9 protein-coding genes and 1 pseudogene are annotated in these 12,508 nt (G+C 69.1%); 8 read left to right on the top strand and 2 right to left on the bottom strand.

The features are described 5' to 3' along the window. Nucleotides 1–75 (top strand): annotated as a pseudogene (locus ABZT17_RS28460) (ABC transporter ATP-binding protein); the annotation flags it as partial. Here the strand turns inward: ABZT17_RS28460 and ABZT17_RS28455 are convergent. Next, a complete protein-coding gene (locus ABZT17_RS28455; protein ID WP_356352720.1) occupies nucleotides 69–1,505 on the bottom strand; it encodes a CCA tRNA nucleotidyltransferase in 1,437 nt (478 codons plus the stop codon). The pseudogene ABZT17_RS28460 and the gene ABZT17_RS28455 sit on opposite strands and share 7 nt — an antisense overlap. A gap of 269 nt (nucleotides 1,506–1,774) precedes the next feature. On the opposite strand from ABZT17_RS28455, the gene ABZT17_RS28450 reads away from it, so the two are divergent. The 7 genes from ABZT17_RS28450 to trxA all read left to right on the top strand — a co-directional run bounded on the left by ABZT17_RS28450 (nucleotide 1,775) and on the right by trxA (nucleotide 11,511). Beyond that, on the top strand, nucleotides 1,775–4,162 hold the full coding sequence (locus ABZT17_RS28450) for a DUF6049 family protein (protein WP_356352718.1): 2,388 nt from the start codon (nucleotides 1,775–1,777) through the stop codon (nucleotides 4,160–4,162). A gap of 45 nt (nucleotides 4,163–4,207) precedes the next feature. Then, on the top strand, nucleotides 4,208–6,475 hold the full coding sequence (gene murJ, locus ABZT17_RS28445; protein WP_356352716.1) for a murein biosynthesis integral membrane protein MurJ: 2,268 nt from the start codon (nucleotides 4,208–4,210) through the stop codon (nucleotides 6,473–6,475). 139 nt (nucleotides 6,476–6,614) lie between these two features. Then, on the top strand, nucleotides 6,615–8,333 hold the full coding sequence (locus tag ABZT17_RS28440) for a protein kinase family protein (RefSeq protein ID WP_356352714.1): 1,719 nt from the start codon (nucleotides 6,615–6,617) through the stop codon (nucleotides 8,331–8,333). A 31-nt stretch (nucleotides 8,334–8,364) separates the two neighbouring features. Further along, nucleotides 8,365–9,090 (top strand): RNA polymerase sigma factor SigM, encoded by a 726-nt coding sequence (sigM, locus tag ABZT17_RS28435; RefSeq protein WP_356352712.1) that lies wholly within the window; start codon nucleotides 8,365–8,367, stop codon nucleotides 9,088–9,090. Then, entirely contained in the window at nucleotides 9,087–9,998 is a 912-nt protein-coding gene (locus ABZT17_RS28430) for a hypothetical protein (protein ID WP_356352710.1), read from the top strand. The genes sigM and ABZT17_RS28430 overlap by 4 nt, the downstream gene beginning before the upstream one ends. Before the next feature lie 170 nt (nucleotides 9,999–10,168). Next, entirely contained in the window at nucleotides 10,169–11,137 is a 969-nt protein-coding gene (gene trxB / locus ABZT17_RS28425; protein WP_356352709.1) for a thioredoxin-disulfide reductase, read from the top strand. A gap of 41 nt (nucleotides 11,138–11,178) precedes the next feature. After that, nucleotides 11,179–11,511, top strand: coding sequence for a thioredoxin (trxA, locus tag ABZT17_RS28420; RefSeq protein WP_356352707.1), 333 nt, complete (start codon nucleotides 11,179–11,181; stop codon nucleotides 11,509–11,511). A 61-nt stretch (nucleotides 11,512–11,572) separates the two neighbouring features. Here the strand turns inward: trxA and ABZT17_RS28415 are convergent, their stop codons facing one another. Then, the gene (locus ABZT17_RS28415) at nucleotides 11,573–12,190 is read right to left on the bottom strand and encodes a GNAT family N-acetyltransferase (protein ID WP_356352705.1); all 618 of its coding nucleotides are present in this window, start codon (nucleotides 12,188–12,190) and stop codon (nucleotides 11,573–11,575) included. Nucleotides 12,191–12,508 lie beyond the last annotated feature (318 nt).

Raw genomic sequence — 12,508 nt, 5'->3', positions numbered from 1 at the left:
GCGGACCGTGACGCGCTGTACAGGGCGCCGATGCACCCGTACACCAAGGCGCTCATGTCCGCGGTGCCTCAGCCCTGCTCGCCCCACCACTCCTTGAGCGCGGCCACCGCTGCATCATGCTCCAGCGGCCCGTTCTCCAGCCGCAGTTCCAGCATGTGCTGGTAGGCCCGGCCGATGACCGGGCCCGGCCCGATGCCGAGGATCTCCATGATCTGGTTGCCGTCGAGGTCCGGACGGATCGAGTCCAGCTCCTCCTGCTCCTGGAGTTGAGCGATGCGCTCCTCCAGACCGTCGTAGGCACGTGAGAGCGCCGCCGCCTTGCGCCGGTTCCGTGTGGTGCAGTCCGAGCGGGTCAGCCTGTGCAGACGGCCCAGGAGGGGGCCGGCATCGCGGACGTAGCGGCGGACAGCGGAGTCCGTCCACTCCCCGGCGCCGTAGCCGTGGAAGCGCAGATGGAGTTCGACCAGCCGTGAGACGTCCTTCACCAGCTCGTTGGAGTACTTGAGGGCGGTCATACGCTTCTTCGTCATCTTCGCCCCGACCACCTCATGGTGGTGGAACGAGACCCGTCCGTCACTCTCGAAGCGGCGTGTACGCGGCTTGCCGATGTCATGCAGAAGCGCGGACAGCCGGAGGGTCAGGTCGGGCCCGTCCTCCTCCAGCGCGATGGCCTGCTCCAGCACGATCAGTGTGTGCTCGTAGACGTCCTTGTGGCGGTGGTGCTCGTCGCTCTCCAGACGCAGGGCCGGAAGCTCGGGCAGGACATGGTCGGCGAGACCCGTCTCCACGAGCAGCGTCAGCCCCTTGCGCGGGTTCGCGGAAAGGATGAGCTTGTTCAGCTCGTCCCGCACCCGTTCCGCCGAGACGATCTCGATCCGTCCGGCCATCCCCTGCATGGCCGTCACGACCTCGGGAGCCACCTCGAAGTCGAGCTGGGCGGCGAAGCGGGCGGCACGCATCATCCGCAGCGGGTCGTCGGAGAAGGAAGCCTCGGGCGTGCCCGGAGTGCGCAGTACGCGGGCCGCGAGGTCGTCGAGGCCGCCGTGGGGGTCGATGAACTTCTTCTCCGGGAGCGCGAGGGCCATCGCGTTCACGGTGAAGTCACGCCGGACGAGGTCCTCCTCGATGGAGTCGCCGTACGACACCTCGGGTTTGCGTGACGTCCGGTCGTACGCCTCCGACCGGTACGTGGTGACCTCGATCTGATAGCCGTCCTTCTGCGCGCCGACCGTGCCGAAGGCGATACCGACCTCCCACACGGCGTCCGCCCAGGGCCGGACGATCTTGAGGACGTCCTCGGGCCGGGCGTCGGTGGTGAAGTCGAGGTCGTTGCCGAGCCGGCGGAGCAACGCGTCCCGGACCGAGCCGCCGACGAGAGCGAGGGAGAACCCGGCCTCCTGGAAGCGGTGGGCGAGGTCGTCGGCGACCGGGGCCACCCGCAGCGGTTCGCTCGACGCGGGGGGCCGGTTCACGGCGCTGGTGGTGTCTTCGTTGGCGTTCGGCACAACAGAAGAGGGTACGTGGCCCGGGGTGCCGTGAGCGCCTCCATTGAATGCCCACAACTCCGCCAGGACGCGTCCTTACATAACAGTCCAAGGTCGCCGCTCACTGGCGTACCGTGGCGCTGCCCCTTATACAGGCACATATGGGACGCCTCGCCTCTCCTCTCCGATCTTGTGGAGCGGACCGCGGCACTTCCCCTCAGCGCGCATCGTTACCATGCGTGGACGCACATTGCGACGACCACTGACGACGACGAGGGACGGGCGAGCGCGTGGCCGAGGCGGCAGACTTCCAGGGGACGAGTCCCTCACCTGCCCGCCGCTGGCTGCGGCGCTCCGGAGCACTGCTCGCCGGGGCGCCCCTGCTGGCCGGACTGCTGCTGCCCGCCGCCGGGCCGGCGGACGCGGCGGGGCAGGACTCACTGCAGGACGCGTCCGGCGCCGGCACTGTATCCGTGGCCCTCGACGACCTCAGCCCCAGCGTCCCCACCGACGGCGACACGCTGACCGTGTCCGGCACGGTGACCAACAACGGCAAGCAGACGGTGACCGGAGCCCATGTGGGGCTGCGGGTCGGCCCTCAGCTCACCACACGCTCGGACATCGAGACCGCCGCCAAGAGCAGCGACAGCCTCCAGTTGGCCACCGCCGCCGAGGTCGGCGGCAAGTACGTGGAGAAGTTCCCGAAACTCACGCCCGGGGTGGCCGAGCACTTCAGCATCTCCGTGCCGGTCGACAAGCTGGACCTCGGCGACGACGGGGTCTACGAGTTCGCCGTCTCCCTGTCCGGCCAGACATCGGCGCAGCAGTGGGACCAGGTCCTCGGCATCCAGCGGACCTTCCTGCCGTGGCAGCCCGACGAGGCCGACACGAAGACGAAGACGACGTTCCTGTGGCCGCTCGTCTCCACGGTCCACATGACGGCGGAGACGGGGTCGAACAACCAGCAGACGCCGGTCTTCCTCAACGACGACCTGGCCAAGGAGATCGCCCCGGGCGGCCGCCTGGACGAGATGCTGACGCTGGGCAAGGAACTCGACGTCACCTGGGTGATCGACCCGGACCTGCTGGCCTCCGTCGACGCGATGACCGGCACCTACCGGATCAAGGCCGCCGACAACACCACCACGGTGGGCACCCACCAGGCGATCGCCAAGCAGTGGCTCGCCGAGCTGCAGAACGCGGTGGCGGACCAGGAGGTCGTCGCCCTGCCCTTCGCCGACCCGGACCTGGCCTCCCTGGCGCACAACGGCACGACCGTGACCGGTTCGCTGAGCCATCTCAAGGAAGCCACCGACGTCGCCGCCACCACCGTGCAGACGGTGCTCCACGTGACGCCGGACACCGACTTCGCCTGGCCCGTGAACGGCGCCGTGGACGCGTCCATCGTCAAGGTCGCCACCTCCGCGGGCGCCGACAAGGTGATCGCCCGCAGCGACAGCTTCCAGGAGACCGGCGGGCTGCCCTACACGCCCTCAGCGGCCCGTCCGATCGGTGGCGGCACCACGGCGGTCGTCGCGGACGCCCGTCTGTCCACGGCGTTCCAGGGCGACCTGACGCGAGCCTCCGACTCCACGCTGGCCGTGCAGCAGTTCCTCGCCCAGAGCCTGGCGCTCAACGCCCAGACGGACAAGCAGCGCAGCATCGTCGTCGCCCCGCAGCGGATGCCGACGACCCGCCAGGCCCAGGCGATGGCCGCGGCACTGACGGCCCTGGAGGGCGGCAACTGGTCGCAGAGCCAGAAGCTCACCGCGGCCGCCAAGGCCAAGCCGGACGCGGGCGCCACCACCAAGGTGCCGTCGACCTCCGCGTATCCCTCGTCGCTGCGCAAGCAGGAGCTGTCGCGACCCGCCTTCGAGCAGATCGCACGAACCCAGGACGCGCTCGACAACTTCCGGGTGATCCTCACCAACGAGTCCCGGGTGGTGACCCCCTTCGGGCGGGCCATGAACCGTGAGATGTCCACGTCGTGGCGCGGCAGCCCCGGTGCCGCAGCGAGCTTCCGCACCGGTGTGGAGGACCACCTCGGGGAGCTGACCAGCCAGGTCAAGCTGATCGACAAGTCCCCCACCAAACTGTCGGGTCGCAGCGCGACCATCCCCGTGACCGTGCAGAACAACCTGGTGCAGGGGGTCCAGCATCTGGTGCTGCGCCTCACCTCGAGCAACCCCACCCGCCTCCAGATCGGCGGCAAGGCCTACTACGAGCAGCGCATCACGGTCTCCGGCGGCCACAGCACGACCGTGAAGTTCACCACGTCCGCCAAGGCCAACGGACAGGCGACGGTGTACGCCCAGCTGTACACGGAGGACGGCCAGGAGTACGGCAACTCCGTCAGCTTCGACGTCAAGGTCACCGAGTTCACCGCCACCGTGATGCTGGTGATCGGCGGGGGCTTCCTCCTGCTCGTCCTCGCCGGCTTCCGGATGTACACCCAGCGCAAGCGGGCCGCCCGGGAGGCCGAGGAGAACGGCGGCGACGGAGCCACGGACGAGGGCGCCGAGGAGCCCGAGAACCCGGAGGGCCCCGACGGCCGTCTCAAGGAGGAGTCGGGCACGGATGCCCGGGCAGGCGACCCGGTGCAGCCGAGTGACCCGACACCGGACACCGCAGCGGAAAGCGCCGACCCGTCCGGCACGGGTGAGAGAGTGGACCGTTGAGCGAAGTCGTGGCCGGTGGGCCCGGGACGATGAGGTGGGGTAACCATGAACGCGCCGTACGAGGGTGACCGCGGCCGGGCCGCGGGCAGCTCGGGCCCCCCCGAGGGCCCGCCGCCCGAGCCCGGCCAGGTGCCGGCGCAACCGCCCGCCGACATGTACCTCCAGGACGCCTACGACCAGGACCCCTACCGCGCGCAGGACCTCGCCGCTCAGGACCCGGTCGCCGAGGCCCTCTACGACCGTGCCGCGCACCCCCCGCCGCCCCCGGGCACCTATCAGCCTCAGCAGCCCCTCTACGCGCAGCCGCAGCAGTCGGCGTACGCCCCCGATCCCCAGGTATGGGCCCAGACCCCGGCACCGGAGCCGGACGGTCCCACCCAGTACCTGCCCTATGGCGACAATCCGCGCACGACCCAGTTCGTGGGCGTCGACGACCTGGTGACCCAGGCCGGCGAGGAGCGCCATGAGCCGGACGCCTTCGCCCACCTCTTCCGGGACCAGCAGCAGGGCGGACGCCCCACGGATCCCCCGTCGGTGCCTGGCCCGGCGGCCGCTCCTGGCGGCCCGTCACAGGCACCCCCGTACCAGGCGCCGGCGGCTCCCGTGGCAGCGGCGGCCGACGAGACCATGAACCTCGGCACCGCGGCCGCCGTCGCCGCGGCGGCGCCGGCCGCGGCGAAGAGCGGGAAGGCCGGCGGCCTCCTCAAGTCCAGCGCCGTGATGGCCGCGGGCACGATGGTCTCCCGCCTCACCGGCTTCGTCCGCTCGGCCCTGATCGTCTCCGCGCTGGGCACGGCACTTCTCGGTGACACCTTCCAGGTCGCCTACCAGCTCCCGACGATGATCTACATCCTCACGGTCGGCGGCGGCCTCAACTCCGTGTTCGTGCCGCAGCTCGTGCGCGCCATGAAGGAGGACGAGGACGGCGGTGAGGCCTTCGCCAACCGGCTGCTGACACTGGTGATCGTGGCCCTCGCGGCGCTCACCGCCGTCGCGGTCCTCGCCGCGCCGGTGCTGGTGCGGGTGCTGTCGGTGGAGGTCGCCCACGATCCGGCCGCCAACGAGGTCGCCGTCACCTTCACCCGCTACTTCCTGCCCTCGATCTTCTTCATGGGGATCCATGTGGTGATGGGCCAGATCCTGAACGCGCGAGGCAAGTTTGGCGCGATGATGTGGACCCCGGTCCTGAACAACATCGTCATCATCGTGACGCTGGGCATGTTTCTGTGGGTGTACGGCACCTCCGCCAGCTCCGGGATGACCGTCCACACCATCCCGCCGGAGGGCCAGCGGCTCCTCGGTATCGGTGTCCTGCTGGGGCTCGTGGTCCAGGCTCTGGCCATGATCCCGTATCTGCGCGAGACCGGGTTCAGGCTGCGGCTGCGCTTCGACTGGAAGGGCCACGGCCTCGGCAAGGCCGCGATGCTCGCCAAGTGGACCGTGCTGTTCGTCCTCGCGAACCAGGCGGGCGCCCTCGTCATCACCCAGCTGGCCACCGCGGCCGTCAAGGCGACGGGCATCGCCGGCACCGGGTTCAGCGCCTACGCCAACGCCCAGCTGATCTGGGGCCTTCCGCAGGCCATCATCACCGTCTCCCTGATGGCCGCCCTGCTGCCGCGGATCTCGCGGTCGGCGGCCGAGGGCGACAGCGGCGCCGTCCGCGACGACATCTCCCAGGGGCTGCGCACCACGGCCGTCGCCATCGTGCCCATCGCCTTCGGATTCCTGGCGCTCGGCATCCCCATGTGCACGCTGATCTTCGGCGGCTCCGGCGTCGGCGCCGCCACCAACATGGGTTACATGCTGATGGCGTTTGGTCTGGGCCTGATCCCGTACTCCGTGCAGTACGTTGTCCTGCGCGCGTTCTACGCCTATGAGGACACCCGGACGCCGTTCTACAACACGGTCATCGTGGCCGCCGTCAACGCGGGTGCCTCGGTGGTCTGTTACTTGGTGCTGCCCCTGCGATGGGCCGTCGTCGGCATGGCCGCCTCCTACGGCCTCGCCTACGCGACCGGTGTCGGTGTCGCCTGGAACCGGCTGCGCAAGCGGCTCGGCGGCGATCTGGACGGCGCCCGGGTGCTGCGCACCTACGCCAGGCTCTGCATCGCCTCGGTGCCCGCGGCGGTGCTCAGCGGTGCGGCTTGTTACGGGATCGGCCACACGCTCGGCCAGGGAGTCGTGGGTTCCTTCGCGGCGCTATTGGTGGGTGGTGCGATTCTCCTCGGGATCTTCTTCGTAGCCGCACGAAAGATGCGCATCGAGGAGCTGAACTCGCTGGTCGGCATGGTCCGCGGGCGTCTGGGGCGCTGACGCGGGGGTACGCGCACAACCATCGTCCGCCACCGTGTGTCGTGCATACCGGCGGACTGTGGGCACAATTGGTTTCGGCGTCGGACGGCGCGCACGCAGGTCGGTCGGCGCGCAATGGATGGGGAGGCAGGGAACGACGGTGGCGGAACGGAGCACGGCTGCCGTCGACGTGGCAGACAACAGCGGCGACCAGTCGCTGACCGCACAGGCGGACCAGTCCACGGCCGACGGGGTGGCCCAGAACCGGGAGCGGGACACGGACATCGACGAGGCACAGGGGAGTGGCGGGACCGACGGTCCCGAGAAGGCCTCACCAACCGAACTGCACAGCGGCCACAAGCTGGCCAGACGGTACCGGCTCGAGGAGTGCGTCACCCGTCTGGACGGATTCAGCAGCTGGCGCGCGGTGGACGAGAAACTCCGGCGTGCCGTCGGAGTCCACATCCTGCCCGCGGACCATGCGCGGGCGCGTTCCGTGCTGGCCGCGGCCCGTTCCTCGGCGCTGCTCGGCGATCCGCGCTTCGTCCAGGTCCTCGACGCCGTCGAGGAGGACGACCTCGTCTACGTCGTCCACGAGTGGCTGCCCGACGCCACCGAGATGACCGCGCTGCTGGCCGCCGGCCCCCTGGAGCCGTACGACGCCTACCAGATGGTCAGTCAGATCGCCTCGGCGATGGCCGCCGCGCACCGGGAGGGCCTCGCCCATCTCCGGCTGAACCCCAACGCCGTGCTGCGGACGTCCAGCGGTCAGTGGCGCATCCGCGGCCTCGCGGTCAACGCCGCGCTGCGCGGCATCAGTTCGGACACCCCGCAGCGCACGGACACCGAGGCCATCGGCGCCCTTCTGTACGCGGCGCTCACCCAGCGCTGGCCGTACGAGAACGACGCCCATGGTCTGTCGGGGCTGCCCAAGGACATTGGCCTGATCGCACCCGACCAGGTGCGGGCCGGTGTTCACCGGGGCCTGTCCGAGCTCAGCATGCGCGCGCTCGCCAACGACGGGGCGACCGCCTCGCGCCACGAGTCCGCGTGCACGACGCCGGAGGAGCTGGTGAAGGCGATCGGTGAGATGCCCCGCATCCGCCCGCCGGAGCCGGCGTACACGGCACCGCCGGAGTACCAGCGCACGACGTACCAGCAGGGCACCTACGGCCGCCCGGCACCGCACCTCGGTGTCACGCAGCCCGTGCCTCCCCCGCCGGCTCCCCTGCAGAGCCGCACCGGCAAGGCGCTCAAGTGGGCCGTCTCGGCGCTGCTCATCGCCGCGCTGGGGCTGGGCAGTTGGCAGCTCGCCGAAGTCCTCATGGACAACGGCAACAAGTCCGACGACACCAACAAGACCCAGACGACCGACGGCAACGACAAGAACGGCGACAAGAACGCTCCGGTCAAGTTGCTCAAGATCCAGGATGCCCAGGAATACGCCGTCGAGGGGTCGCTGCAGGCTCCCGACGACGTCAAGAACACCTACGACAACGACAGCTCCACCTACTGGCGGACGAAGAAGTACAACGCCGGCCCCAAGCTCGCGCCGTACAAGCCGGGCGTGGGCATCGTCTACGAACTCAACTCGCCACAGACGATCTCGACGGCTGCCATAAAACTCAAGTACGCGGGCAACCACACGACGATCCACCTGTACGCCACCGACTCCCTGACCCCCTCGACGTCGGTGGACGGGATGACGGAGATCGGAACGGCCACCACTGACGGCGGCTCTCTCACGGTGAAGGCTTCGAAGAAGCTGAAGAGTCAATACGTACTCCTGTGGATCACAGACGTACCGATGGCCCCCCAGGACGGCTACAGCGGGGCCGGCTTCAAGCAGGGCATCACCGATGTGACGTTCAAGGGCTGACGGCGCACCACGTTCCAGGGGAGGGGGTCCGATGGCAGATGACACCGCATACGGCGACACGAGCGATCAGGACCTCCTGGCCCGCCATGTAGACGGCGACCCGGACGCCTTCGGTGAGCTTGTGCGGCGTCACCGCGACCGCCTGTGGGCGGTGGCCCTGCGGACGCTGGGCGACCGCGAGGAAGCCGCTGACGCCGTCCAGGACGCCCTGGTGTCGGCCTACCGGGCCGCCCATACCTTCCGGGGCCAGTCGGCCGTCACGACCTGGCTGCACCGGATCACGGTGAACGCCTGTCTCGACCGGGCCCGCAAGGTGGCGTCACGGAAGACCTCTCCGGTCGACGACACCGAGCGGCTGGAGCAGCTGCTGGAGCCCCACGAGGAGGCATCGGCACCGGCGGAGCGCAACGACCTGCACCGCCAGCTGCTGGAGGCCCTCGGCACCCTGCCGCCCGACCAGCGCGCCGCCCTCGTCCTCGTGGACATGCAGGGATATCCGGTCGCCGAGGCCGCCCGGATGCTCGACGTCCCGACCGGCACGGTGAAGAGTCGGTGCGCCCGCGGCAGAGCCAGACTCCTGCCGCTGCTCACGCACCTACGGCCGGAAAACGCCGGTCCCGGCAAAGAGGAAGGTGAGAGGCGGAACCGGACCCAGGGGACATCCGTCCCACCGGCAGCGGGACCGCCTACTGCCGGTCCGCGTGATACCGGGCCGAGTGATTCAGCTGCTGTGAAGGGCGGAGGTGGGCGAGCGTGACTTCCACGACGGACATGGCCGGACACCCGGACGTCGCCGAGATCTCCGACCTCACCGAGGGCCTGCTCCCGCCGTCCCGTACCGCGGATGTTCGCCGGCATCTGGACGCGTGCGAGCTCTGCGCCGATGTGCACGCCTCGCTGGAGGAGATCCGGGGACTGCTCGGCACGCTGCCCGGCCCGACTCGTATGCCCGACGATGTCGCGGGACGTATCGACGCCGCACTTGCCGCCGAGGCCCTGCTGACCGCCACGGCACCTGAGGCAGACGCCGCCCTCTCGCCGCTCGTCACCGCTTCCCGTTCCCACGCGGACGTGGACGTGGACGACAGCGCTCATGTTTCACGTGAAACATCAGTCACCACCGCCCGCCCCTCCGGTCACGCGCGTCCCTCGACCACCGGACCAGGCCGCAAGGACCGCGGGCGAGCCGGTCGCCGCAGGATCGCCGTCCTCGGCAGCGTCTTCGCCGTCGCCGCCCTCGGAGTCGGTTCCGTGCTGATCGCCACGCACGACGACGGTCGCCAGACCACCGCGGCCGACACCTTCTCCCAGAAGACTCTCGACAAGCAGGTCACAAGTCTCCTTTCGAAGGGCGGAGACTCCGGACGGGGCTCCGTCGCCCCCCACGACAGTGTCGGCGTCCAGGGTGGCCCGAGCATCGTGTCCCCGAAGCTCGACCGGGCGCCCTCGGTGCCGCTGTGCGTCCAGAAGGGCATCGGCCGCAATGACGCGGCGCTCGCCACCGAGGAAGGCAGGTACAAGGGCACCAAGGCCCTGCTGGTCGTCCTCGCCGACCCGTCCGACAGCACCAAGGTGAACGCGTACATCGTGGACACGTCCTGCGTGACCCACCCGTCGTCCGCCAAGGCCGAGGTCCTGCTGAAGCAGACCTACACCAAGCCTTAGGACCGAACGCTTCGACTTCGTCCCCCGTGGTGTCCCGTACGGTGTCGCAACCCCCGTGTGCCCGGACACACCGGGAATGCGCGCCCCTTAGGATCCGTTGGGTGGGGTGAGAGTTCTGAGAGGGGCTCCCACCGGTCCGACGACGCAGTCCAGAGACGAGGAAACCAGCTGTGAGCGACGTCCGTAACGTGATCATCATCGGCTCCGGGCCGGCCGGCTACACGGCGGCGCTCTACACCGCGCGCGCGTCGCTGAAGCCTCTGGTGTTCGAGGGCGCCGTCACCGCCGGCGGTGCGCTCATGAACACCACCGAGGTGGAGAACTTCCCCGGCTTCCAGGAAGGCATCATGGGCCCCGAGCTCATGGACAACATGCGCGCCCAGGCCGAGCGTTTCGGCGCCGAGCTCGTCCCGGACGACGTCGTCTCCGTCGACCTGACCGGTGAGATCAAGACCGTCACGGACACCGCTGGCACCGTGCACAAGGCGAAGGCCGTCATCGTCACGACCGGTTCGCAGCACCGCAAGCTCGGTCTGCCGAACGAGGACACGCTCTCCGGACGCGGTGTCTCCTGGTGTGCCACGTGTGACGGCTTCTTCTTCAAGGACCAGGACATCGCCGTGATCGGCGGCGGCGACACCGCGATGGAGGAAGCCACCTTCCTCTCCCGCTTCGCCAAGTCCGTGACGATCGTCCACCGCCGGGACACCCTGCGCGCCTCCAAGGCGATGCAGGAGCGCGCCTTCGCCGACCCGAAGATCAAGTTTGTGTGGGACAGCGAGGTCGCCGAGATCCAGGGCGAGCAGAAGCTGGCCGGTCTGAAGCTCCGCAACCTCAAGACCGGTGAGCTGAGCGATCTGGCGGTCACCGGCCTGTTCATCGCGATCGGCCACGACCCGCGCACCGAGCTCTTCAAGGGCCAGCTCGACCTGGACGAGGAGGGCTACCTCAAGGTCGCCGCCCCCTCGACCCGGACCAACCTGACCGGTGTGTTCGCCGCCGGTGATGTCGTGGACCACACCTACCGTCAGGCGATCACCGCGGCCGGCACCGGCTGCTCCTCCGCTCTCGACGCCGAGCGCTTCCTCGCCGCCCTCGCGGACGAGGAGCAGGCCGAGCCCGAGAAGACCTCTGTCTGACCCCCTTCCGCCCCACGCACCAACCAGTTAAGGAGCCATCCGTGGCCGGCACCCTGAAGAACGTGACCGACGATTCCTTCGAGCAGGACGTCCTCAAGAGCGACAAGCCCGTCCTGGTGGACTTCTGGGCCGCCTGGTGCGGTCCCTGCCGCCAGATCGCCCCGTCGCTCGAGGCGATTGCCGCCGAGTACGGCGACAAGATCGAGATCGTCAAGCTCAACATCGACGAGAACCCGGGTACGGCCGCCAAGTACGGCGTCATGTCCATCCCGACGCTGAACGTCTACCAGGACGGCGAGGTCGCCAAGACCATCGTCGGTGCGAAGCCGAAGGCCGCGATCGTCCGCGACCTCGAGGACTTCATCGCCGAGTGATGTTTCACGTGAAACATGAAGGGGCCGACCTGAACGGGTCGGCCCCTTTGCGTTGTCGATCTCAGAGAGGCCGGAGTGCCGGCTCCTTCTGGACCGCCCCCAACAACCGGTCGAGGGCCATCTCCACATCTTCCTTCCAGGAGATGGTGCTCCTCAGCTCCAGCCTCATCCGTGGATACGTGGGGTGCTGTCTCACCGTCTTGAAGCCCACCGCCAGCAGATGGTCGGCAGGCAGCACACAGGCCGCTTCCTTCCAGCGGGCGTCCCCGAACGCCTCGATCGCCTTGAACCCGCGTCGCAGGAGATCCTTGGCCACCGTCTGCACCATCACCCGACCGAGCCCCTGCCCCTGATAGCCGGGCACGATGAACCCGGTCATCAGTTGCACCGCATCCGGCGAAACAGGACTCGTGGGGAAGGCGGTGGAGCGGGGCACATAGGCGGGCGGGGCGTACAGCACGAAGCCCACCGGTACGTCATCGACGTAGACAACCCGGCCACAGGATCCCCAGTCCAGCAGGACGGAGGAGATCCATGCCTCCTTCTCCAGGACGGCCGTTCCGGCCCTTACCGCGGCCTCTCCGCTGACTGGGTCCAGCTCCCAGAAGACACACGCGTGGCAGCGGCTGGGAAGGTCCTGAAGGTTGTCCAGCGTGAGCGGTACGAGCCGTCGCCCCATGAAGGCTGTTCCTCGCTTCCTTCGCCCGCGGCGTCGCGGGCGGCTGTCAGAGCGCTCCGTTCCTTCAGCAGGCTGCCGACGAAGCCGCCGACCGCCCCCAGCCCCAGGCCCGCGCTCACCAGTCCGGTTCGGCTCACCGTTCGCATGGCCCCTGCCTCCCCTCAGAGGTACTGCCAGTGGATGCGCCATGCCCGTTCGCATCGTATCCACGATGTGATCCGGTCGACACCGACTGAAAGCAAAGAGCGGGCTGTGTTCCGGTACACACCGGACACAACCCGCTCCTCCGCGGTCATCTGAGCGCATACGCTCCGTCAA

This window comes from Streptomyces sp. NPDC005648 (assembly GCF_040605395.1).
Classification (GTDB): domain Bacteria; phylum Actinomycetota; class Actinomycetes; order Streptomycetales; family Streptomycetaceae; genus Streptomyces.
Note: the sequence above shows the minus strand (reverse complement) of the source record. Positions and strands in the feature narration are given on the sequence as shown.

Bases quoted from the DNA above. Each gene is read 5' to 3' on its own strand.
- murJ (WP_356352716.1), top strand. From the start codon at position 4,208: ATGAACGCGCCGTACGAGGGTGACCGCGGCCGGGCCGCGGGCAGCTCG.
- sigM (WP_356352712.1), top strand. From the start codon at position 8,365: ATGGCAGATGACACCGCATACGGCGACACGAGCGATCAGGACCTCCTG.
- ABZT17_RS28415 (WP_356352705.1), bottom strand. From the start codon at position 12,190: ATGGGGCGACGGCTCGTACCGCTCACGCTGGACAACCTTCAGGACCTT.